Annotated in this window: 18 protein-coding genes and 1 tRNA gene; 4 read left to right on the top strand and 15 right to left on the bottom strand. The window is 39.8% G+C overall.

Annotation, left to right across the window (positions count from 1 at the left end; all coding sequences use genetic code 11):
- Window positions 1-19: 19 nt before the first annotated feature.
- From ABDW32_RS16570 to ABDW32_RS16580, 3 genes are read right to left on the bottom strand one after another with little or no spacing between them, the layout of a single operon-like run.
- Window positions 20-565: an RNA polymerase sigma factor gene (locus ABDW32_RS16570; RefSeq protein ID WP_077437639.1), complete on the bottom strand. Its 546-nt coding sequence runs from the start codon at window positions 563-565 to the stop codon at window positions 20-22.
- Between the two features lie 21 nt (window positions 566-586).
- On the bottom strand, window positions 587-1540 hold the full coding sequence (locus tag ABDW32_RS16575) for a transketolase C-terminal domain-containing protein (protein WP_077437638.1): 954 nt from the start codon (window positions 1538-1540) through the stop codon (window positions 587-589).
- A gap of 2 nt (window positions 1541-1542) precedes the next feature.
- Window positions 1543-2391, bottom strand: coding sequence for a transketolase (locus tag ABDW32_RS16580; RefSeq protein WP_343564354.1), 849 nt, complete (start codon window positions 2389-2391; stop codon window positions 1543-1545).
- A 226-nt stretch (window positions 2392-2617) separates the two neighbouring features.
- On the opposite strand from ABDW32_RS16580, the gene ABDW32_RS16585 reads away from it, so the two are divergent.
- Window positions 2618-5038 (top strand): glycoside hydrolase family 3 N-terminal domain-containing protein, encoded by a 2421-nt coding sequence (locus tag ABDW32_RS16585; RefSeq protein ID WP_343564357.1) that lies wholly within the window; start codon window positions 2618-2620, stop codon window positions 5036-5038.
- 116 nt (window positions 5039-5154) lie between these two features.
- Here ABDW32_RS16585 and ABDW32_RS16590 read toward each other — a convergent pair whose 3' ends face one another.
- The 4 genes from ABDW32_RS16590 to ABDW32_RS16605 form a co-directional block, all read right to left on the bottom strand.
- Complete coding sequence (locus ABDW32_RS16590; RefSeq protein ID WP_343564360.1) at window positions 5155-5709, bottom strand: NifU family protein; 555 nt, start codon at window positions 5707-5709, stop codon at window positions 5155-5157.
- Between the two features lie 71 nt (window positions 5710-5780).
- Entirely contained in the window at window positions 5781-7130 is a 1350-nt protein-coding gene (gene purB / locus ABDW32_RS16595; protein WP_343564361.1) for an adenylosuccinate lyase, read from the bottom strand.
- Between the two features lie 124 nt (window positions 7131-7254).
- Window positions 7255-7479, bottom strand: a complete 225-nt coding sequence (locus tag ABDW32_RS16600) for a hypothetical protein (protein ID WP_343564363.1) — start codon at window positions 7477-7479, stop codon at window positions 7255-7257.
- A 150-nt stretch (window positions 7480-7629) separates the two neighbouring features.
- Window positions 7630-7854 (bottom strand): hypothetical protein, encoded by a 225-nt coding sequence (locus tag ABDW32_RS16605; protein WP_343564366.1) that lies wholly within the window; start codon window positions 7852-7854, stop codon window positions 7630-7632.
- A 331-nt stretch (window positions 7855-8185) separates the two neighbouring features.
- Between ABDW32_RS16605 and ABDW32_RS16610 the strand changes: the two genes are divergently transcribed.
- The gene (locus ABDW32_RS16610) at window positions 8186-9535 is read left to right on the top strand and encodes an acyl-CoA dehydrogenase family protein (RefSeq protein ID WP_343564369.1); all 1350 of its coding nucleotides are present in this window, start codon (window positions 8186-8188) and stop codon (window positions 9533-9535) included.
- 93 nt (window positions 9536-9628) lie between these two features.
- On the opposite strand, the gene ABDW32_RS16615 is transcribed toward ABDW32_RS16610, so the two are convergent.
- The 5 genes from ABDW32_RS16615 to rplS form a co-directional block, all read right to left on the bottom strand.
- Window positions 9629-10411 carry an META domain-containing protein gene (locus ABDW32_RS16615; protein WP_343564371.1) on the bottom strand — a complete coding sequence of 261 codons (783 nt, stop codon included), beginning with the start codon at window positions 10409-10411 and terminating at the stop codon, window positions 9629-9631.
- A 121-nt stretch (window positions 10412-10532) separates the two neighbouring features.
- A complete protein-coding gene (gene yidC, locus ABDW32_RS16620) occupies window positions 10533-12356 on the bottom strand; it encodes a membrane protein insertase YidC (RefSeq protein ID WP_343564373.1) in 1824 nt (607 codons plus the stop codon).
- 39 nt (window positions 12357-12395) lie between these two features.
- Window positions 12396-14006 carry a CTP synthase gene (locus ABDW32_RS16625; protein WP_343564375.1) on the bottom strand — a complete coding sequence of 537 codons (1611 nt, stop codon included), beginning with the start codon at window positions 14004-14006 and terminating at the stop codon, window positions 12396-12398.
- 124 nt (window positions 14007-14130) lie between these two features.
- Window positions 14131-15216, bottom strand: a complete 1086-nt coding sequence (locus tag ABDW32_RS16630) for a carbohydrate-binding family 9-like protein (protein ID WP_343564377.1) — start codon at window positions 15214-15216, stop codon at window positions 14131-14133.
- A 331-nt stretch (window positions 15217-15547) separates the two neighbouring features.
- Window positions 15548-15895, bottom strand: a complete 348-nt coding sequence (gene rplS, locus ABDW32_RS16635) for a 50S ribosomal protein L19 (RefSeq protein ID WP_209581561.1) — start codon at window positions 15893-15895, stop codon at window positions 15548-15550.
- A 344-nt stretch (window positions 15896-16239) separates the two neighbouring features.
- Here rplS and ABDW32_RS16640 point away from each other — a divergent pair.
- A tRNA-Pro gene (locus ABDW32_RS16640) sits at window positions 16240-16313 on the top strand.
- Between the two features lie 459 nt (window positions 16314-16772).
- The gene (locus ABDW32_RS16645; RefSeq protein ID WP_343564380.1) at window positions 16773-19313 is read left to right on the top strand and encodes a tetratricopeptide repeat protein; all 2541 of its coding nucleotides are present in this window, start codon (window positions 16773-16775) and stop codon (window positions 19311-19313) included.
- A 180-nt stretch (window positions 19314-19493) separates the two neighbouring features.
- Here ABDW32_RS16645 and ABDW32_RS16650 read toward each other — a convergent pair whose 3' ends face one another.
- From ABDW32_RS16650 to ABDW32_RS16660, 3 genes are read right to left on the bottom strand one after another with little or no spacing between them, the layout of a single operon-like run.
- A complete protein-coding gene (locus tag ABDW32_RS16650; protein ID WP_343564383.1) occupies window positions 19494-20036 on the bottom strand; it encodes a hypothetical protein in 543 nt (180 codons plus the stop codon).
- Window positions 20037-20043: 7 nt separating this feature from the next.
- The gene (locus ABDW32_RS16655; RefSeq protein ID WP_343564385.1) at window positions 20044-21297 is read right to left on the bottom strand and encodes a condensation domain-containing protein; all 1254 of its coding nucleotides are present in this window, start codon (window positions 21295-21297) and stop codon (window positions 20044-20046) included.
- Window positions 21294-22565: a condensation domain-containing protein gene (locus tag ABDW32_RS16660; protein ID WP_343564388.1), complete on the bottom strand. Its 1272-nt coding sequence runs from the start codon at window positions 22563-22565 to the stop codon at window positions 21294-21296. The genes ABDW32_RS16655 and ABDW32_RS16660 overlap by 4 nt, the downstream gene beginning before the upstream one ends.

A 22565-nucleotide genomic window follows, 5' to 3' on the forward strand; every position in this document is an offset into this window, starting at 1 on the left:
GCGAATTTCGCTAAAAGGTTTAATCGTGGTTATTAAAAAAAGCCTCTATTTTTTTTACTGCCAAATGGTAAGATGCTTTTAGTGCACCAACACTTGTACCGAGTACATCCGAAATCTCTTCATATTTCATATCTTCAAAATATTTCATATTGAAAACTAATTTCTGTTTTTCCGGTAATGTTAATAAAGCCTGTTGCAATTTCATTTGAGCTTTGTCGCCATTAAAATAATTGCCATCAGCAAGTGTTTCTGCTAAGTAAGCAGTCGTGTCGTCATCCAACGACACGTTCTGCTTTTGCTTTTTTTTATTTAAGAATGTAATACATTCGTTTGTTGCAATGCGATATAGCCAAGTATACAATTGTGAGTCTTCACGGAAGTTCCCAAGGTTCTTCCATACTTTGACGAAAATATCCTGAACGACATCGTCTGCATCATCGTGATCGATCACCATTCTCCGCACATGCCAATAAATCTTTTGTTGATATTTTTTCAACAATAAACGGAAAGCTTCTTCTCGCGTACTTTCTTCGGCGAATTTTGCTATAATTAAAGCGTCATCCATATATTGACCTGTGTAGTTTTGTTATTTTCTTTTGATTACTTTTTGAGCAGCAGCGACGATAGCATCTGCATTCAAACCGTATTTTTCCATGAGCTGCGCCGGAGTACCTGATTCACCAAAACTGTCATTTACCGCTACGTATTCTTGTGGACTAGGTAATTCTTTGGCTAATACCTGTGCAACGCTGTCGCCCAATCCACCAAGGCGGTTATGCTCTTCAGCAGTTACGACACATTTTGTTTTTGCAACAGATTTCAAGATCGCTTCCTCATCTAGTGGTTTGATGGTATGGATATTGATGATTTCAGCATTGATGCCTAATTCAGCCAATTTCTCACCAGCTTGGATGGCTTCCCATACCAAGTGACCTGTGGCGATGATGGTTACATCTGTACCTTCATTTAATAAGATTGCTTTTCCAATGACAAATTCTTGATCAGCTGGTGTAAAATTAGGAACTACCGGACGACCAAAACGTAAATAAACCGGACCTTCAAATTTCGCTGCAGCAATAGTAGCCGCTTTTGTTTGGTTGAAGTCACAAGGGTTGATTACAGTCATTCCCGGTAACATCTTCATCAATCCAATGTCTTCCAAAATCTGGTGAGTAGCACCATCTTCACCTAGAGTTAATCCAGCGTGAGAAGCCGCAATCTTCACATTTTTCCCTGAGTACGCGATAGATTGACGAATTTGGTCATAAACACGACCTGTTGAAAAGTTGGCAAATGTACCTGTGAAAGGAACTTTACCGCCAATAGTAAGTCCAGCTGCGATACCCATCATGTTTGCTTCAGCAATACCGATTTGGAAAAAGCGTTCTGGGAATTCTTTGATAAAATCGTTCATTTTTAATGAACCGATCAAATCGGCACATAATGCGACTACATTTTCATTTTGTTTTCCAGCTTCCAATAAGCCAGCTCCAAAACCTGAACGTGTATCTTTTGACTCTGTGTAAGTATATTTTTTCATTTCTAGTAATCTCCTAAAGTTTCAGTAAGTTGATTCAATGCCGACGCCAATTGTTCGTCATTTGGAGCAACACCGTGCCATTTATGAGAACCCATCATGAAATCAACACCTTTTCCCATCTCTGTGTGCAATAAGATAACCACCGGTTTACCTTTTCCAGTACGTGATTTCGCCTCTTCCAAGCCCGCAACTACTGAAGTCATATCATTTCCTTTTATCACTTCCATCACATCCCAGCCAAAAGCTTCCCATTTTGCACGAAGATCGCCTAATGATAGCACCTGGTCAGTTGATCCGTCGATCTGTGCATTATTATAATCTACAGTTGCAATCAAGTTGTCAATCTTGTTGTGTGGTGCATACATTGCAGCTTCCCAAACCTGGCCTTCTTGCAATTCACCATCACCCATTAATACATAAACTAGATTATTGTCTTTATTCAATCTTTTTGCCTGTGCTGCTCCGATCGCTACGGACAACCCTTGACCCAAAGAGCCTGACGCAATACGGATGCCCGGAAGACCTTCGTGTGTCGTTGGGTGACCTTGTAATCTCGAATTGATTTTTCTGAATGTTGCCAATTCGCTTACTTCAAAATAACCCGCACGTGCCAATGTACTGTAAAATACAGGTGAAATGTGTCCGTTTGACAGGAAGAATAGATCTTCGCCTTTTCCATCCATATCAAATGAAGGATTGCGTTTCATTGCATTGAAATAAAGCGCCACAAAGTAATCTGTACAACCTAAAGAACCACCTGGGTGTCCTGATTGACATGCGTGTACCATCCGTACGATATCACGTCTTACTTGTGATGCAATTTGTTCTAGTTTGTTAATATCTGCACTCATTTTTTTTGTTGGTTTCACAATTGGTCGTAAAGTTAACTATTTTTAAGCTAGATGCTTGTTAAAAAGTGAATTTCTTTATTTAGCATGATGTATTAGCTGCTGCAGATTGATATGTTGGTGAATGGTTTGCCAAGGCGTAAATCAATAGCATTTCAATTTTAGAACTTTTCATGTTGAGTTTTTTTGTACCTTGCTATTAATTATAAAACCCACAATTTTCAAGACCATGTTCGATCATCCTAGACGTTTTTTGCTCGTTGCAGCATTTTCCGCATTACAATTCCATTCTTTTGCCCAGGATAACCCCGTTTATCATAAAGATTGGATCGACTTTAATAAAAATGGCAAAAAGGATATTTATGAAGATCGTAAACAATCCATAGCAAGTCGAGTGGAGGACCTGATGAGCCAAATGACGACTCAGGAGAAGGCCAATCAAACCGTTACCCTCTATGGTTATGGAAGAGTATTGAAAGATGAACAACCTACAGCTGCCTGGGACAATGAGATATGGAAACATGGGTTAGCTAATATTGATGAAATGTTAAACAGCTTGGCTTACAATAAGTCCGCAAAAAGTTCTTTTTCTTTTCCCTTCAGTCGCCATGCTATTGCATTGAATAATATACAAAAATGGTTTATCGAACATACCCGGCTAGGTATTCCAGTTGATTTTACGAATGAAGGAATACACGGGCTCAACCATGATCGGGCAACGCCACTACCGGCTCCGATTAATATTGGAAGTACCTGGAATACCAAATTGGTGAGAACGGCAGGTGAAATTGTGGGCAGAGAAGCGAAGTATTTAGGGTATACGAATGTCTATGCTCCGATTCTGGATGTCTCCCGAGATCCAAGATGGGGGCGTGTTGTGGAAACTTATGGCGAAAATCCCTTTCATATTGCAGAAATGGGAAAACAGGCTGTATTGGGTATTCAACAACATGGTGTTGCGTCTACCTTGAAACACTATGCCGTTTATTCTGTACCCAAAGGGGGACGAGATGGAAATGCACGGACAGATCCGCATGTTGGTTTTCGTGAAATGCATGAACTTCATTTATACCCATTTAAACGGGTGATAAAAGAGGCCAAACCAATGGGCATCATGAGTAGCTACAATGACTACGACGGTGTACCGGTCTCGTCAAGTAAATATTTTCTGCAAGATTTGCTACGGAAGGATTATGGATTTGAAGGATATATTGTTTCGGATAGTGAAGCCCTGGAGTTTATAAACAGTAAACATCATGTTGCTGCGGACTATAAGGATGCAATACGGCAAGCCCTAGAGGGCGGACTCAATGTCCGGACGAATTTCGATCCGCCGAGTACATACCTGACACCATTAATGGAGCTTATCAACGAAGGTGGGCTTGATATGAATGTATTGAATCAACGTGTCAGGGAGGTATTGACGGTCAAGTTTAAGTTAGGATTATTCGATCATCCGCTTCTTGATAATACAACATTGGCGGACAAGGAAATTCATACACAGGCAGATGAGGATATTTCCCTCCAAATGAATAGAGAATCCATTGTTTTGCTTAAGAATGAGCAGCAGTTATTACCAATAGATGTCAGTAAGTATAAGCGGATTCTGGTAACAGGCCCTATGGCCGAAGCAACGAATTATACAACAAGCCGTTATGGCCCGTCCAATAACCCGATCACAACAATTAGGGATGGTATCATCGAATATGCTAAAGGTAAGGCAATCCAAGTAGACTATACAAAAGGCGTTGATGTTGTCGATAAAAACTGGCCCGAGAGTGAGATTATCCCAACCGAACTGTCACAAGAGGAAGTAGAAAGTATGGGGACCGGAGTTCGTCTTGGAAGCGAGTCTGATCTGATTATAGCTGTCATGGGGGAGTCGGAACGCGAAGTTGGAGAAAGCCGGTCTCGTTCAGATCTGAACCTACCGGGTAAACAGCGTGATTATCTAATGAAGTTAAAAGAGACAGGGAAACCAATCGTTCTGGTACTCGTTAACGGACGCCCACTTTCTATTAATTGGGAAAATAAATACTTACCCGCTATTGTGGAAAGTTGGTTTCTTGGTGGTCAATCTGGACATGTTGTCGCAGAGATGTTGTTTGGTGAGTATAATCCGAGTGGAAAGCTCCCGATTTCTTTTCCAAAATCTGTCGGACAAATTGAAATGAACTTCCCGACTAAACCCGCAGCGCAGGCAGGACAGCCAGGGGTTGGCCCTAATGGCTGGGGAAATAGTAGGGTTGTGGGCTTCCTTTACCCTTTTGGTTATGGTTTAAGTTATACTGATTTCCAATTTTCAAATTTGCGTCTAAATAAGAAACGAATCCGCCCAACGGACTCATTGACCCTTACCGTGGATGTGCAGAATATTGGAAAAAGAAAAGGAGCAGAGGTTGTCCAACTTTATGTCAAGGACCTTGTTTCTTCCGTAACAACTTATGAGATGGATCTACGCGGTTTCGAAAAAATCGAATTGAACCCTGGTGAGAAAAAGTCTGTTCAGTTTTCGATTTTACCGGCTCACCTCGAGCTGTTGGATCAACATAATAAATGGACTGTGGAAGCCGGAAAATTTGAATTATTTATTGGGAATTCATCAGCCAATCTACCACTGAAAGATTCGTTTGATGTGACTAATGAATGAGAACGGTGTGCGCAAAAGTCTTATCCATTATGGGGATGTCAGACTTAGCCAAAAAAAAGGATTCAGCAAAATCTCTCAATGCTGAATCCTTTTCTGAAAATTTTATTGTATCGGAATTACATCGCTTCAGCAACAACTTCCGTCACCTCAGGAACCATACGTTTTAATAATCCTTCAATACCAGCTTTTAATGTGATTGTCGATGAAGGGCAACCGCTACAGGAACCTTTAAGTTCAACGGTTACTACGCCTTCATCGAAAGATTTGAAATGAATAGCACCGCCATCTTGTTCCACAGCAGGGCGTACGTAATCATGCAATACCTGTTGTATTTTCACTTCTGTTTCTGTTCCTTCAAAGTTTATCTCTGTATCCTGATGTACAGCTTTCACCGCAAGCTCAGATTCTACAGCACCTTTGACAAAGTCTTTCAACAAGGCTTCAATATCTTCCCATTCCGCATCTTCTGTTTTGGTAATGGTAACAAAATTGCTTGCAAAAAATACACCATTTACAAAATTGAATTTGAACAATTCCGTAGCGAAAGGTGAATCTTGGGCCGTTTCTTTATTTGGGAAATCTACACTACCATTGATCAATAATTTATTGACCAAAAACTTCATAGTTGAAGGGTTGGGAGTAGATTCTGTATATACGTTGATAGTAGCCATTTAATTTTAATTTTATTCCAAACAAAGATATATCAAAAGCAGCGTTGTTAAGGTCATCTATAAGTCAAAGCTTACAAAGTGACACCCGTATAGTTCGCAGGTGTGATAGCCTTTAATTCCGCTTTTACTTCTTCGGATACCTTGAGATTATCCACGAAGGTCGCAATGGTCTCTTTGGTCACATGCGTATTGGTACGTGTTAGATCTTTTAATGCTTCATAAGGTTTTGGATAGCCTTCTCTACGCAAGATCGTTTGTAACGCTTCGGCAACAACAGCCCAGTTATTTTCAAGATCATTCGCAAGTGCCTGTTCATTTAAGATCAACTTACGTAAACCACGCAAAGTAGATTTTACAGCAATTAGCGTGTGTGCAAATGGAACGCCAATATTACGTAGTACAGTTGAATCTGTAAGATCTCTTTGAAGACGTGAAATAGGTAGTTTAGCGGCTAAATGCTCAAATATTGCATTAGCTATTCCCAAATTTCCCTCTGCGTTTTCAAAATCAATGGGATTGACTTTATGTGGCATTGCGGAGGATCCAATTTGGCCAGCAGTGATTTTTTGCTTAAAGTATTCCATGGAAATATAAGTCCATATATCCCGGCATAGATCAATAATTATATTATTGATTCGTTTTAATGCATCACAGCTTGCAGCGAAATTATCATAATGTTCAATTTGGGTGGTGGTTTGTGAACGATCCAGTCCTAGAATATTATTGACGAAATTATTGCCGAAGGCAACCCAATTGGTCTCTGGATAAGCCACGTGATGAGCATTGAAATTGCCTGTTGCTCCGCCAAACTTAGCTGAATAAGGTACGTTATGTAAAAGTTGTAACTGACGTTCAATACGTTCGATAAAGACATAAAGCTCTTTACCCAAGCGTGTTGGAGATGCTGGTTGTCCGTGTGTACGGGCTAGCATTGGAATTTCTGACCAGGAGGTTGCCAAAGATCTTAGCTCGTGTACCAATTCTTCAATAATAGGCGAGTAACTTTCTTTGATTGCCTCTTTCCATGAAAGTGGAATGGCTGTATTGTTGATATCCTGAGAAGTCAGACCAAAGTGAATAAATTCAAGATGATCCTGTAATCCCAGTTTTTCAAATTGATCTTTCAAAAAATATTCAACAGCTTTAACATCATGATTGGTAACTTTTTCCGTGTTTTTGATCCAGATCGCATCTTCTTCTGAAAAATTACGATAGATATCTCTTAATTTTTCGTTTAGTGTCTTGTCAAAATGTTGCAATTGAGCGATTCCAGATTCGCTTAATGCGATAAAATATTCGACTTCCACACGTACGCGATATTTTATTAGGGCAAATTCGGAAAAAAAAGCCGCAAGTTCATTGGTGTTATTGTAATAGCGTCCGTCGATGGGCGTGACTGCTGTTAAGGATGATAAAGCCATAGATTGAATGATTTTTGGCAAAGGTAAAAAATTGCTTGGAGCTTAGCAATTTAATTGGATGAGATATAAAAAAAGCCTCCGTACTGGGAGGCTTTTTATACTTTTTAAATTCTGTTTCAGAGAATTAGTGAGCAGCTTTAGTTGAATCTACAGCAGTTTTAGCTGAATCTACAACAGTTTTAGCAGAATCTACAGCAGTTTTAGCAGAATCTAAGGCAGTGTTAGCAGAATCTAAAGCAGTGTTAGCTGAATCAGTAGCAGCGTCAGTTTTTTTACCAGTTTCACCACATGAAGCGAAGGCTAAAGTTAAAGCCAATCCTAAGAAACCTAATTTGAATGCGTTTTTCATTTTATTAAAATTAAAAGTAATTTCTAAATCTTGTTATTTTAGACTTAATACTGGTAATAGGAAAAGGTAACCCTATTTCTCAATAATTTTTAAAAAAAAGAGGCCTTTCTTGCGAAAAGCCTCCTTAAATGCGTTATTCAGTTTCTAAAATTATTTTTTAGTAGCAGCTGAATCAACTTTAGTAGCAGCTGAATCAACTTTTTGAGCAGCAGAATCAACTTTTTGAGCAGCTGAATCTAATGTATTAGCAGCTGAATCCAAAGAGTTAGTTACAGAGTCAGCAGCACCTTCAGCTTTTTTCTCAGTGTTGTTACAAGATGCGAAAGCTACAGTTAAAGCTAAACCTAAGAAACCGAATTTTAATGCGTTTTTCATTTTCTAATTTTCTAATTTAAATTGAAATATTTTCTTTTTCATCACTTAATACACAGAACCCAAAAAGGTAACCCAAAAAATATATATTTTTTTTAAATACATGTAAAATATTGTTAATCAGGTGTTTTTATTTTGTTTAATGCTTTTAAAAGGGGACTATAGATGTTAAATGTAGGAATTGTTTAAAAATATGCCCAAACGATTTATCAAAGAGACTGTTTTGATGATTATAGGGGAAAAGAATAGAGAGAGGATATTGTGTTAGCCGCTATCCAAACAATTTTCAATTATTTTTATTATTTTAAGAGCAAACCAAAAAGAAATTGCGATCATGTTTGATAAAGTTAAGAATATAATGGATTTGGCGAAATCAATTGACTTTGGCAAATTGGAGGAAATCTCAAAAAAGGTGGATTTGGGAGCTGTTATGGAGGCAGTTTCTAAAATGGACGATAAGCAGCTGCATGGTTTAATGAAAATGCTAAGCGCAGGAAAACAGAAAAAGGAATTACCTGCTATCAATGGCGATTTCTATGATATGGATAGCAAATTAAACGGATCGGATCGCGAACTTCAATTGAAAGTACGGGAGTTTATGGAAATTGAAGTTAAGCCAATTGTCAATAAATATTGGTTAAGAGACGAGTTTCCTTTCGAAATAATTCCCAAGTTGGCTGCTTTAAATATATGCGGATATACCTATCAAGGGTATGGATGTATGGGCGGAAGTTCATTGATGGAAGGTATCATTGCTGCGGAGATTGCTCGCGTAGATGCATCCGTTGCTACTTTCTTTGGCGTACAGAGTGGTTTGGCTATGGGGTCGATTTATATTTGCGGATCGGAAGAACAAAAAAAAGAATGGTTGCCGAGAATGCAAAGAATGGAAGTGATCGGTGCCTTCGGTCTGACTGAACCCGAAGTTGGTTCGGGAGCCGCTGGTGGCTTGACTACGACCTGTAAGAAGACCGGTGAGGGTTGGGTGTTAAACGGTCAAAAAAAGTGGATTGGTAATTCGACATTTTCTGATATCACGATTGTTTGGGCAAGAGATCTTGATGGGGGAGAAGTAAAGGGGTTTATCGTACGCAAAGATAACCCGGGTTTCTCAGTCGAAAAGATCAAAGATAAAATGGCTTTGCGGATTGTTCAAAATGGATTAATAACACTGGATAATTGTCTTATTCCGGAAACAGACCGTTTGCAAAATGCCAATTCTTTCAAAGATACGGGCAAAGTTCTTCAGATGACTAGGGCAGGAGTGGCATGGATGGCTGTAGGTTGTGCACGGGGTGCTTATGAAAACGCGCTGGATTATACGCGCAAACGAAAACAGTTTGGCAAACCTATTGCCTCTTTTCAGCTGATTCAAAACCATTTGGTTGAAATGCTTTCCAATTTAACAGCTATGCAAACTTTGGTCTTTCGGCTGTCTGAACTGCAGGATGCGGGACAGCTATTGGATGAACATGCTTCATTGGCAAAAGTTTTCTGTTCTTTACGAACAAGAGATATCGTATCTAAAGCGAGGGAGGTCATGGGTGGAAACGGTATTCTATTGGAATATAATGTTGCGAGATTTCTCGCCGATGCGGAGGCAATTTATTCTTATGAAGGGACAAAAGAGATCAACTCGTTGATCGTAGGAAGAAGTATCACAGGATTTAGTGCATTTGTCTAATCCAGTTTTTTCCGATTTAAATAAATGGGAATGTGCGGTGCACGAAAAAAAAGCTAATGCTCTGGCAATCCCGGAGCATTAGCTTTTTTATTTTTACTTACGCTGCAATCGCATAATCGCAATGTCACCCATAATTAGAGTTAACGTATTTTCATTGACATCATAACTGTTTACTTTTTCCAATGTGGAAAAGAAAGTTGCTTCACCATTGCCTTCACAAGCCATTTTGGTAGACATGATAGGACCAAAATTGATTTGATTACCATTCACCTTAAAAGTAGCATTGTAATTGTTGCAGCTGCTATTTCCATTGACCTTTCCATCTGCGATGTTGAATGTCATTGTTGGTTTACGATTGGGGTATAGTCCTTCAAAAGCAATGCGTGCCCCAGAGATGTAATCTAGTTCCCAGGTTCCGCTTAAGTTTTGCTTTTCCTCCAGCAGCTTGAATTTCGCCAAAGGAGCCATTTTCGCTTTATTCAAACTAAGGATACCATTGCTCAGTGTATAGTTGTCTGCTGTGATCAATGCTTTAGACAAAGCTTGTTCAATGGACATGTCCGGACAGGCCATCATTGTAGACATTCCCTGTTCAAATTTAATTTTTCCATTTGCTGACAAGGTAAATTCGCCACCGATACCATTACAACCGCCATTGGCACTGTAATTCTTTTCTTCCAGTTTGAGAAATGGAACCCGACCGTTGACCTGTCCATTGACAGCCTTACCATTGATTTCAATTAATTGCCATTTTTTTCCAATAATGGTAGAGGAGGAATTATCTGAATTCGGCTTACCTGAATTCTTTTTTAGCGCTGAACAACTCACTAAGGCAAAGGCGGCCATCATCAATACCACAATGTTTCTAAATCTCATTTTTTAAATTTTTATATAAAACACCATTTCTAACGTTTGGTTTGGCAAAGTGCTACAAACGGCTGCTAACAAAATAAGGCTCCCCATTTGGAAGCCTTATTTATCAATGATATAAATAGTACTATTTATTTTTATTTTGCTGCGCTTGTTGTTGTGCACGCATCATTTCCTCCATTTTCGCCTGGAAGCTAGATTTTTTCTCAACCTTTGGATTCTTCTTGTTTTCCTCCAATTTAGCTAAGATTTTATCATCATTTACCATTGAACGGATTACCAGCTGTGTTAAGAATGTAAACAACGCGCTTAAGAAGTAATAATAGTTCAAACCAGCAGGGAAGCTGTTTAGGACAAAGAAGAAAATCAAAGGCATAATATAACCCATGTATTTCATTTGACCAGTTGCACCTGATGTGGCATTGTTATACCAGGTAGTCAGTAATGTTGTCAGAGTCATCAAAATACACATCAAAGAGATGTGATTGAAGGATCCAAAAATAGGTGCAAATGTAAATAAGGTATCATAAGTTGACATATCCTTCATAAACAAGAAGCTTTGTCCTCTCAATTCAAATAAATTTGGAAAGAAATAGAAGAAAGCAATTGTAAATGGCATTTGTAATACAAGAGGCAGACAGCCGCCGAGTGGATTCACACCTACTTGTTTATACAACTTCATCTGCTCCTGTTGCATCAACATTTGATTGTCTTCGCCTACTTTTGCTTTGATCTCATCCAATTGGGGTTTTAATACCCGCATTTTGGCCATGGAGACGTAAGATTTGTAAGTCATTGGTGAAAGAATCAATTTCAACATCAGGGTCAACAATAAAATCACGATACCGTAGCTCATATGGAAACCATCTAAGAAATTGAATACCGGTACTGTAATCCATTGATTAATCCAACGCATAGGTCCCCAACCCATGTTGATGATGGATTGGTAATCATTGCCCTCTGCTTTCAATACATTGTATTGATTTGGACCAAAAAAGAAATTCAATGAATAATTGTTGTCTTTATGGTTGTCGAAAGCCAATTCGGCATTCGTGTTGTAAAATTTCACAACATCATTTTCCGTTGCATGTTTTACATCAATTTTTGCATTGACAAATCCATCTTTAGCATGTAGGATACTGGAGAAATAATGTTGTTTAAATGCGATCCATTGGACTTTCTTTTCCAATGCTTCATCATCATCTTTCGATTCCGAAAGATGATCTACTTTATTGTCTTCTTGATAGTAGAGTGTAGATTTCTGTCTTTCGGATTCAATATTCTGCTCCTTTTGTCTCAAAATAGTATTCCAGTTCAGCGTCAATGTTTTTTGATTCTGAGGAATTAAGTTTTGAATACCCTTGGTATTGACATCCAGGCCTACATTGTAGCCTTTTCCAGCAATGGAATAGACATACTCAATGTATTGATCTGCGTTGTAGTTCAATTTGAATTTTACCGATTGTCTGCCTTCACCGGAAACCTGGATATCCGAAGATTCTGTCGTAAAGAATAAATCGTTTGTTGAGACGTTTTGTCCTGCGGCATTGAACTGGAAGCCAAACTTATTGTCTTCACCTTCAAAAAGCATTAATGGTTTGCCGTTGAAATTCTTTTCGCCTTTTAATTCGACTGATTTTACTTTACCACCTTTTGTACTGATTTTGGCAATGATAGCATCATTTTCGAGGGTAATGATTTTTTCAGTTCCAAATTTTGACGCACCAAAAGGTTTTTTCAGTTCAGCTGAATCTGCAATCGCTGCTGTTTGCGCTGTTTTAGCATTTGCGGTAGAGTCGTTTGTTGCAGGAAGTCCTTTTGCTGCCTGAGCTTTAGCCTCTTGTCGTGCTTGTTCTTGTTTGATTTCTGATTCCGATGGCTTCATCAGGTAAAATGAACCCGTGATGATGGCAAACATCAGGACCAAACCAATTAGGGTATTTCTATCCATTTTTAATAATTAAACTTAATTAATTCTATCCTTCTCATACTACTTTGATTTCTTGTTGGCCAAAGCAGCGGCTACAAAGCTAACAAAAAGTGGGTGAGGATTTGCAACAGTTGATTTTAATTCTGGATGAAATTGCCCTGCAACGAAAAAAGGATGGTTTTTCAACTCAACAATTTCAACTAATCCAGTCTCTGGATTGAAGCCAGAAGCGATCATTCCTGCTGCTTCATATTGTTTTAAATAGTCATTGTTAAATTCATAACGGTGGCGGTGTCTCTCGGAAATTTTTGTTTTTCCATAAATTGCAAAGGCTTTGGTTCCTTTTTTAATTTCACAGTCGTAAGCCCCTAAACGCATGGTACCACCCATATTGGTGATGTTTTTTTGTTCTTCCATCAGATTGATGACCGGATTGCTGGTGTTTGCATCCATCTCAAAACTATTGGCATCTTTTAACCCTAATACATTTCTTCCAAATTCAATGACTGAACATTGCATGCCCAAACAGATACCAAAGAATGGAATATTGTTTTCGCGAACATATTTGATTGCATTTAATTTGCCGTCCAAACCACGTTCGCCAAATCCAGGGGCAACGAGAACACCATCCATTCCTTTTAGTTTTTCGGCAACATTTTCTTTTGTAACGCTTTCAGCGGCGATATAGCTCACTTTTACTTTGCATTCGTTTGTTGCGCCAGCGTGGATAAAACCTTCGGTAATGGATTTATAAGCATCTGGTAGTTCGACATATTTCCCAACCAAAGCAATGTTAACCTCATTTGTTGGATTTTTCAGCTTTCCGAGGAAGTTTTTCCAGTTTTCCAGATCCGGTTCGTTTTTGCTGGAAAGTTTTAGTTTCGTTAATGCTGTTTTATCCAGGTTTTCTTTCAACATAAGTAAAGGGACATCATAGATTGTCGAGGCATCAATAGATTCAACAACAGCATTGATGTTTACATTACAAAATTGTGCTAATTTTTTACGGATCTCTTGTGACAATTTGTGCTCTGTACGGCAAACCAGTATATCTGGTTGCACACCATATTCAAGCAATGTTTTCACAGAGTGTTGTGTTGGCTTGGTTTTAAGCTCACCGGCTGCAGCCAAATAAGGAACTAAAGTTAGGTGGATAACCAAAGAATTGTTTGCTCCTAGTTCCCAACGTAACTGTCTTACAGCCTCGACGAATGGAAGCGATTCGATATCGCCCACAGTTCCACCAAGTTCGGTGATAATAATATCATATTCATTCGACTCGCCTAAAAGCTGCATGCGGCGTTTGATCTCATCGGTGATATGGGGAATTACTTGAACTGTTTTTCCTAAATATGCCCCCTCACGTTCCTGTTGGATAACGTGTTGGTAGATACGACCTGTTGTTACATTATTTGCTTGTGAAGTAGGGACGTTCAAGAAACGTTCGTAGTGGCCCAGATCAAGATCGGTTTCCGCGCCATCTTCCGTAACATAACACTCGCCATGCTCATAAGGATTCAATGTTCCTGGGTCAATGTTAATGTAAGGATCGAATTTCTGAATGGTCACTTTGTAGCCACGTGCCTGGAGAAGTTTAGCAAGGGAGGCTGCAATAATACCTTTCCCTAACGACGAAGTAACGCCGCCCGTAACAAAAATATATTTAGTCATAACAATTAAAGGATTTTCAATTTTATGTGGTCAAAACGACCAATAATAGTTGCTCTATGTACGGGATACAAAGATAGCAATTTTTTATTCAATATTATAATTGAAGATCGACTGAATAATTAAATTAAAAATAGATGTTGCCCTGATTATCTATAGTAGTCTTTAAATCTGGTAGCGCTTTCGACTTAATTTCAAGGCGGTAGAAGTTATTTGCATTTGAAAATAGAAAACTATAATGTTTGCGTAAAGCATTGATTTCTGGATATAATTTGCTTAGTTCCGAGAGGGAGGTCGCGTAACGTTTATTCGCGTGCCTATAAAGCTGTTGTAGGTAAAAGATATTCCAAGCAGCTTTTTCCAAAGCTAAAAACTGTTCATCCAGGAATTTTTGGTTGTCTTGTTCCACAAATTTGATGTGTCCCCATCTTTCTGGGTAGTGCATATTGATCAGGCCAATAGGAGACCATACCCAATTTTCCTCCGCAAGAAGTTTACCTGTTGTGTCTTTCCTTTTAACGTAACCTTGATCGGTAATATCATAGTGCCATTGAACACGGGAGAAATTTATCTTCCAGACTTCATTTACCCTGATTTGATTTCCCTCGCCAAAGTACTTCAAACTTTTGACTGGGATTTTCATTTCTACGGTCCAAAAATTATCTTTATCGGTTGGATTGTTGATGGTTCCCGAATGATAAACAGCACTTTGAATGTCTTTAGTGTCCCAGTTTAGGTTGGCCTTTCCTCCGAAACGATAAGGTTTGGTCATTAAGAGATCCATAATCGTATTTAACGCATTTACTTCAATCTCAATATATTCGGCAGATTGCAGGTTGGGTTTTAAAAATAACTCAAAATCATTATCATGATAAATAATAGTATCTTTCTGTTTGAGATAGCCATTAATATGAGGCTCTTCCAATTTAGCAAAGAGGTAAAAGTTCTCGTTATCCCACAGCATTTTAACACGAGTTTCTAACTCTGGATCCGGCTTGTTGCCACCTTCGATATCTTTGAATGCGTTTGTCCAAGATGCCCTTGACCAAGCTATTTCGTCATCTTTACCATCAATTTTGATTTGGCTTTGTGCTTTTTTGACATAGTAAATCTCGGGCTTAGATTGTAATTGAAGAAAATCACCTACATTTCGCTGTGCAAAATTAGTTGTCGCTTGTAGTGTAAGAGCAAGTATAAAAAAAACAGTTTTCATTAAAGTATTGTATGTCTATTAGCTGCCAAGAAATTTCTAGAGTATCTTGTTGTGCGGGCTATATAAAGAATGTAGCCTCCGCTGATCTTTATGCAACTGAAAGTTATTCGTGTTAAAAGTAAGTAAAATGTTTTAGCTAGACAAAGAAGTAGTTTTTTTTTGAGAGATGGGGCTCAATTGTCTTAATTTTATTACAGGGTTTTCCGTACCGCTATCAAGTGTTGGTCACAGGAGGTAATTATTTCGGGAAGGAAAGTGGTTAATGAAGATAGAAAATAAAAAAAGGCTTTGACGAAATTCAAAGCCTTTTTTTATGCCGTGGTAGTCGTAATTAGATTCTTTTTGATTTAATACGAGCAGCTTTACCAGTAAGGCCACGTAAATAGAATAATTTAGCGCGACGAACTTTACCGTAGCTGTTTACTACAATTTTTTCAATGTTTGGTGAGTTTACAGGGAAAATACGTTCAACACCTACACCGTTAGAGATTTTACGAACGGTAAAAGTAGCGTTAGCACCTTCGCTGTTTAATTGGATTACTACACCTTGGTACACCTGCACACGCTCTTTATTTCCTTCGCGAATTTTATAATGAACGCTGATGGTATCTCCGGCTTTGAAAGCGGGAATTTCATTTTTTACTACCGCTTGTTCTTCTACAAATTTTACTAAATCCATGATTTCGAGTAATTATTAACGATTTATATCCTGTAAAAATCGGAATGCAATATTACGACTTATTTTTTGAATACTAAAATACTTTTTGAAAAAACTATTGACTGTTATTCAAATCGGATGCAAAGATATGAAAATGAAACGGATAATCTAAAGTTATTTTGAATATTCCTTTGTAAGACCATTAGAATGTGTTTTTATGCTTGATAGTGGTACTGATCAAATCCCATAAATAAAAATATTGCTCAATTAATCAGTGATTTAGTGCGAAAAATGAGTTTAGGTCTTGACAAATTGAAAAATTGATTCGATATTTGTGCCACACAAAAACAAAGGTGATACCTTTTCGGGGTGTAGCGTAGCCCGGTATCGCGCCACATTTGGGATGTGGAGGTCGTAGGTTCGAATCCTGCCACCCCGACTAAAAAAAGCTCTAACGAAAGTTAGGGCTTTTTTTGTTTCTAGGCAGGATGAGAACCTACAACCTATTAAGGAGCTGCGAGGTTCGATCCGGAGGAGGCTCACGGTCGTGTTTCGGCGTTGTGTGGCTGAGCCAATCCTGCCACCCCGACTAAAAAAGCTCGACGAAAGTCGGCTTTCTTTGTTTTAGGTAGATCGAGAACCAGCTCCTTCTTAAGGAACTATAAGATTCGAACCAAGTGGAGGTAGGGAAGTGTTTTCTTGGCTCCATTATTGTATCCATCCAATTGCCGATAGCGAGAAATGGAATAAGGGATTGGAGAAAGGAGATAGATTTTTTTTTCAATTTACCTAATTTGGTTGGAATTCTTTAGTTTTGGCTATACTAATTAGTGAAGAATTAAACTATTGTCTCCTCGGCAAAGGAAGGTTTGGAAAAACTCAAAAATACGGACGAACAATGATATTTAAAGAAAGAATCGGCGATAACTACCTAAAATACCTGTTTACTGGGGTACTTTCGGCTTTGCTGGTTACAGGGTATGCACAGGAAGTAGAAAAACAGCAGAAAGACAAAAAGCAACTTCACGGTCAACGGGATGAGGGTCCAGTTCAAACTATGGATTCAATAGAGGTTGTGCGCGACTATAGGCCGATGCTGGCTGATGCCGTTAAGGTACGCCGGAGCCCGAATATGCAGCTTATCAACCGCGATGCAATTGAGACGGAGTTGCGTCAGATCGCCACTACAACTTATTTGGCACAACAAAAATACAAACAAGCGTATTATCATGAGTTGATTAAACGTCATCCGGATGCTTCGCAAAGCAATATCGACAATTACCGAATTAGCTATTTGGCTTACGGAGCTGGTGAATACAAAAGAGCGAGCGATATGTTGGAATCGATGAAACCTTCGGATGCCTTTTATCAGGGAGCAATCATGACCTTGGGCCATATTGCCCTAGAAACGGGCGATAAGCAGGCGGCGCGAAATGCTTTCGTCAAAGTGACGAAACTGGATCTCGACCAGCGAGTGAAAGCCGATGCCCTATTTAACTACGCTAAAGTTCTTCTTGCCATGGACTCCACCCAAGCCGCACAAAAGGTCCTCGAGAAATATATCGCTCAGGAAGAGAAACCTGCTGACCCGGGAACAAAAAAAAAGGAAAGCCCAGAATCACTATCAGCTGAAATCCTACGAGGAACGACTAATTTTCATGCCGGTGTAAGCATGCTGGAGTCGTTGAGGGAGCGAGGTCGGGAAGTCGATGCGATCTATCAAAAAGTAACCTATTACCGTGGATTGGAGTTTTACAACGAGCGCGCTTTCGAAAATAGCATATCTATGTTTATGCGGTCTGAAAAATTTCCGATCAATTCTGAAATGGCGGCCCTGGCTACTTACTGGAAAGCGGAAGCGATGTACGAAGTACGCAAATTCGGAGAAGCGGTGGAAAATTTTTCCCGTTTCCTGAGCTTGCCTGCGGCCAAAAATAACGAGGTCTATAATTATGCGAATTATGGGCTAGCCTATGCAGCCTATAGAAATAACCGTTTTGCACTGGCCGCCGATTATTTTGAACGTTTTCTAAAGGCCGGAGGAAATACAGTAGATGAAAATATACGATATGACGTCATTGCACGTCTAGGCGATTCGTATCTGTGCCTGCGCGATTACGGTCGAGCCAACAGCTATTACGACAAATTGATAGACGGCAAAGCGCCTAATCAAGACTATGCATTATTCCAACGCGGCATACTCGTTGGGTTACAGGGCGACAACGAAACCAAGCTCAGTATCTTGCGGTCTGTTCTGAAACAATTTCCATCTTCGAACTATGCCGATGATGCGGCCTTTGAAATCCCCTACACCTATTTCACGACCGGAGATTATGAGAACGCGCTAAAAGGACTCCAAGGGATGATCGAAAAGTATCCACGTAGTAGCTATGTCCCACGTGCGCTAATGACTATTGGACTTGTACAGTACAATAACGATGAGCCCGAATCAGCAAAGGCTACTTTCCAACAGGTGGTGGAGAAATATGCGCGAACTGCCGAAGCAGAGCAGGCAATGCGTTTCATTGAAAACATCTACCTCGATCAAGGCGATGCGACGAGCTATATCCGCTATGCGATCGGCAGCAATGTGGGAAATCTGAGCCCCGCGGAGCAGGATGACCAAGCGTTCCAGGCAGCACATTCCCTTTTTGCCCGAGGGGAATACGCAGCCGCTGTGGAAGCTATTAATGCCTATTTTGATAAATTCCCGAAACCCAAACAAGAGAAATTCGCGCGTTACATCCGTGGGGTGAGTTCGTACAAGACTGGACACCCACAAGAAGCGCTGCACGATCTGAACATCATCCTGAACGATTGGACAAGCAAATATACGGAGAATACCCTATTGACGGTAGCTGCTCTATACTTGGAGCTGAAACAATACAACGAAGCCATTGTGCATCTAAAAAAACTTGAGCTCAATAACGAATACAAAAATAACTATGGTTATGCGGTAAGCAACTTGATGGTCTGTTATTTCGAACTCGGGGATATGGAACAGATGGCCAAATATGTGCAGTTGATAAAGGATTATGATGGAGCGACAGAAGAGGAAATTGCCAAAGCACACTTATACAGTGGCAAGGCTTTTCTACAAGAAAAGAATATCGCCTCTGCCATGAAGGAATTCAATCTGGCGGCCCTAAAGAGCCAAACGGCACTCGGTGCAGAAGCAAGGTACCGTGTGGCACAGCTGCAGTATGACAACAAGGAATACGACAAAGCCCAGGAAACCGCCTTTGATGTCATCAACACTCGGGAGGAACATGAATATTGGGTAGCCAAGAGTTTCATATTGCTTGCTGATACCTATGCGCGCAAGGGTAATACTTTTCAGGCGAAAAGCACATTGAAAAGTGTGATTGAAAATTATGAAAAAAAGGACGATATCGTCCCCGCAGCAAAAGAACGTTTACAGAAATTGACCAATAAGTAGCAGCAATTTTTTTTGTAAAAGGGCCGTATCAAAATAGCTAGTTTGATACGGCCGTTTTGTTTATTCGTAACAGTATATAAAACAAAAAAATCAGCAAACTACAGCGACAGTATTTCGGAAAAAACTTTTACTGACTTTAGGTAGCAAATGTTATAAGAGCGAGCTTCCCACCAAGAGAAGCTAATTTCGTTCTATTTCCTGAATGACTAATGAAGGCTCAGATAAATGTTTTTTTAATTTCCTGATTGGTAGATATGTAAATACAATTGATAGTACGCCTGCAAGAATAGCGTCCAGAATAGCCATTGCAGTTGCATTTAATTTGTAATGCGTAGACATACTATATTGTGCCAATAGCAGGCATGCCAACACAAGTAAGCCTGTTACGAAACCATGGAGGATACATAGCTTCGTCATAAATCTATTCTTGTTCAGTTCACTGTTTACAGTTAATTGGATTGATTCCTGCTCAATGGCTGCGATCACTCGCTTGATAATATCCATGGTAAGCACAACAGGCAAAAATATAGCCATGGGTAGAGTCAGTCTAGCAAGACTTTGTGGTCCCGCGAAAAAGTGCGTATATCCCAGTTCCTGAAAGCTGGCGTAAGCAATCAGGAAATTGAATAACACATTGGGAAGAATATAATAAACTGCGCGCTTTCTTAAAAAGCGCTTGAGCGTTGTTTTTTCTATTTTCTTTGATTCAGTAAACTTCGACATCTGTATTCTAGAAGGATAAGTTCATAATTTCGATAGCCTTATCTTTTATTTTAATCGCTTCTTCTTTTGGTAAGAAATCTTCATTGGACATAAACGTAAAATCCATTTGTTGATTAAACGTTGTTGTGACCAAGGTGTTGGAATTTAACCAGGGGAAAGCTACTGTTGGACTGTAAAGGGTTTCCAAAATGAAATTTTTGTACGTATTTGGCATCTGGATTTTACCCATATTGGAAAGTGTGATGTCATGCCCGCCAGCGGTTGACTTCAACATAGAAATCATACGTTCCACCAGTGGATGCATCTGCTCGCCCATCCAGAGCAGCTCTCGGGCGTTGACCTTTTTCACTTTCTGTGCGAGTTCTGATTTGATGGCATGGGCACTAGCCAAAACATTCTCTTTCCTCTTTTTTAAGGAAAGCTCCACTGTTGGTGCAAATGCGAACATGTGGTCCTGTTTAATTTCGGGAATAAAATGACGGATATCAACAGGACTGATCGCTTTACTTTTTGCCAATTTCCCCTGTACCTCCCTAAAAGCTTGCATAAATGCAGTACATAAAAGAGCATGTACAGAAAAACCTTGCTCTTTACAGCTTTGCGTTATAGTTGCTGTCGTCTTTGTGTCCAGTTTCCAGTGAATAGTGTAGTTTTTTCCTGAATTTCTTATTCTGCTCTTTCGTTGCAGGAAAAAAAAGAATCTCGCTAACAGTAAATATAACTTAGCTTTACGCGATTTTTTCTGCGGCTCAAAGTCCTGCGGAAGGAAATTATTAACCGATTTAAAAAGTGGATAGGGTTGGAGTTCCTGACTAGGATCATCCAACAAACTAAGGAGCTCCCGCATCAACGTGACAATACTGGTTCCATCACAGACACAATGCGGCAACACCCAAAGCAGTTCCGATACAGCGCCGCCTTTGATCCATATCAATCGAGCCAGCGGCTTGTTGTCCGTATTAAATGGATGATACCATTCGCGCTCGGATACGATTAACCAGTCATGCTCCGTTTTTCGTTCAACGATTTGCAGAGGAATAGATTTCATGTCTTCCTGGACAACAAAATGGGGCTGTTTGGTATCGATCATCTCTATCGCCGAGCGGAGCAAAGGATGTTTCCACTGAATTTTTGCCAAGGCATTCCGAATATGTTCCTCATCAATCTTCCCTTGGATTTTAGCCGTAAATACACAGTTTAACGGTGTTTCGGGATCAACATACATGATCCTTTCCACTAGCATTAATTTCCGTTCGATCATGATGCCTCCTGATAATCTAGTTGCTGTCTGATGCGATCTATAATCTCATCACGGATCGCCAAGGCTTCTGTTTTTGGTAAATAGCCTTCGCTTCCCACAAAGGAAAAATCCATTTGTCCACGAAAGGTAGAAGTGACCATGGTCGTCGTATTGCCTAATGGCCCAATAACGGATGGACTGAAAATGGTCTCCAGGCTGAATTCCTGATATTGATCAGGGATCTGTATGCGCCCCAAGTTTGAAAACATGCAATCGTTGGATGACTTACCTCGTTTTAAAAGTCTGGTAAAGTTCTTTAGCGCATCGTGGGCAGATTCCATCACCATCATGGTGATATAAGGATTGAGCTTCGCTGTTTTGCGTTCCACTTCATCCTGCATCAACCGGAGGTTATCCAAAAAGCTTATTTTCTGCTTCGAAGACATGACAATCATTAATCCGAAAGCAAAAATATGGTCATTTTTTATCTGTGGTGCAAAACGCCTGATATCTACTGGACAGGAAACTTTATTGAATGCCGACGAGCCACGTACTTTTTTAAATGCCTCCAATACTATTGCACCCAAAAAGGTGTTGACGGTTACTCCTGAAGACTTGCAAAAGGAAATCAGTTGTTTGCTGGTGGTTTCGTCTAACTTCCAATGGATCAGATAGTCATTCTGTCTGTCAATCGCCCTTTTACTGACCGGAATACATTTTATCGCTAAAGCTACTAGTCTTCCAATGGCTTTTGCCTTAAATCGCTTCTTGCTATTCTGTAGAATATGTGCTGGTACCACATCCTGGATACCGCGTATCGCGTTTTCCAGTCCGATGTCCGCAGCAGGATTGTCCAGTACCTTTAGAAATTCATGCAATAATGCCATGGCCGAGCCTCCATCACATAAGCAATGATGGAAAACAAATAGCATATCTGAGACTTCTTCTCCCTTAATCCAGACAAACCGGATTAAAGGTGTGGTCGTGTAATCAAAAGCGGAATGCCATTCCTTTTTGGATTCCTCTTGCCACTGTTCTTCATGCTGTCGCTGTACTATCCGTAACGGAATCGATACGGGGAGTACCGGAATTTGGAACCAAGGTACATTCTGCTCATCATATTGGACGAGCGCCCGTAGCCAGGGATGTTTTTCCTGCAACCGGCTCAACGTGTATTGGATATCCTCTTCGCTGAAGATACCACGTAGCCGAAAAGGAATAACCGCGTTGAAAGGCTCAGTTCCATCCCCCAGCAGCATGCGTTCCCCAAACATTAATTTTCTCCTCAT

Source organism: Sphingobacterium sp., assembly GCF_039596235.1.
Classification (GTDB): domain Bacteria; phylum Bacteroidota; class Bacteroidia; order Sphingobacteriales; family Sphingobacteriaceae; genus Sphingobacterium.

Bases quoted from the DNA above. Each gene is read 5' to 3' on its own strand.
- ABDW32_RS16570 (WP_077437639.1), bottom strand. From the start codon at position 565: ATGGATGACGCTTTAATTATAGCAAAATTCGCCGAAGAAAGTACGCGA.
- ABDW32_RS16575 (WP_077437638.1), bottom strand. From the start codon at position 1,540: ATGAAAAAATATACTTACACAGAGTCAAAAGATACACGTTCAGGTTTT.
- ABDW32_RS16580 (WP_343564354.1), bottom strand. From the start codon at position 2,391: ATGAGTGCAGATATTAACAAACTAGAACAAATTGCATCACAAGTAAGA.
- ABDW32_RS16585 (WP_343564357.1), top strand. From the start codon at position 2,618: ATGTTCGATCATCCTAGACGTTTTTTGCTCGTTGCAGCATTTTCCGCA.
- ABDW32_RS16590 (WP_343564360.1), bottom strand. From the start codon at position 5,709: ATGGCTACTATCAACGTATATACAGAATCTACTCCCAACCCTTCAACT.
- purB (WP_343564361.1), bottom strand. From the start codon at position 7,130: ATGGCTTTATCATCCTTAACAGCAGTCACGCCCATCGACGGACGCTAT.
- ABDW32_RS16600 (WP_343564363.1), bottom strand. From the start codon at position 7,479: ATGAAAAACGCATTCAAATTAGGTTTCTTAGGATTGGCTTTAACTTTA.
- ABDW32_RS16605 (WP_343564366.1), bottom strand. From the start codon at position 7,854: ATGAAAAACGCATTAAAATTCGGTTTCTTAGGTTTAGCTTTAACTGTA.
- ABDW32_RS16610 (WP_343564369.1), top strand. From the start codon at position 8,186: ATGTTTGATAAAGTTAAGAATATAATGGATTTGGCGAAATCAATTGAC.
- ABDW32_RS16615 (WP_343564371.1), bottom strand. From the start codon at position 10,411: ATGAGATTTAGAAACATTGTGGTATTGATGATGGCCGCCTTTGCCTTA.
- yidC (WP_343564373.1), bottom strand. From the start codon at position 12,356: ATGGATAGAAATACCCTAATTGGTTTGGTCCTGATGTTTGCCATCATC.
- ABDW32_RS16625 (WP_343564375.1), bottom strand. From the start codon at position 14,006: ATGACTAAATATATTTTTGTTACGGGCGGCGTTACTTCGTCGTTAGGG.
- ABDW32_RS16630 (WP_343564377.1), bottom strand. From the start codon at position 15,216: ATGAAAACTGTTTTTTTTATACTTGCTCTTACACTACAAGCGACAACT.
- rplS (WP_209581561.1), bottom strand. From the start codon at position 15,895: ATGGATTTAGTAAAATTTGTAGAAGAACAAGCGGTAGTAAAAAATGAA.
- ABDW32_RS16645 (WP_343564380.1), top strand. From the start codon at position 16,773: ATGATATTTAAAGAAAGAATCGGCGATAACTACCTAAAATACCTGTTT.
- ABDW32_RS16650 (WP_343564383.1), bottom strand. From the start codon at position 20,036: ATGTCGAAGTTTACTGAATCAAAGAAAATAGAAAAAACAACGCTCAAG.
- ABDW32_RS16655 (WP_343564385.1), bottom strand. From the start codon at position 21,297: ATGATCGAACGGAAATTAATGCTAGTGGAAAGGATCATGTATGTTGAT.
- ABDW32_RS16660 (WP_343564388.1), bottom strand. From the start codon at position 22,565: ATGAGGAGAAAATTAATGTTTGGGGAACGCATGCTGCTGGGGGATGGA.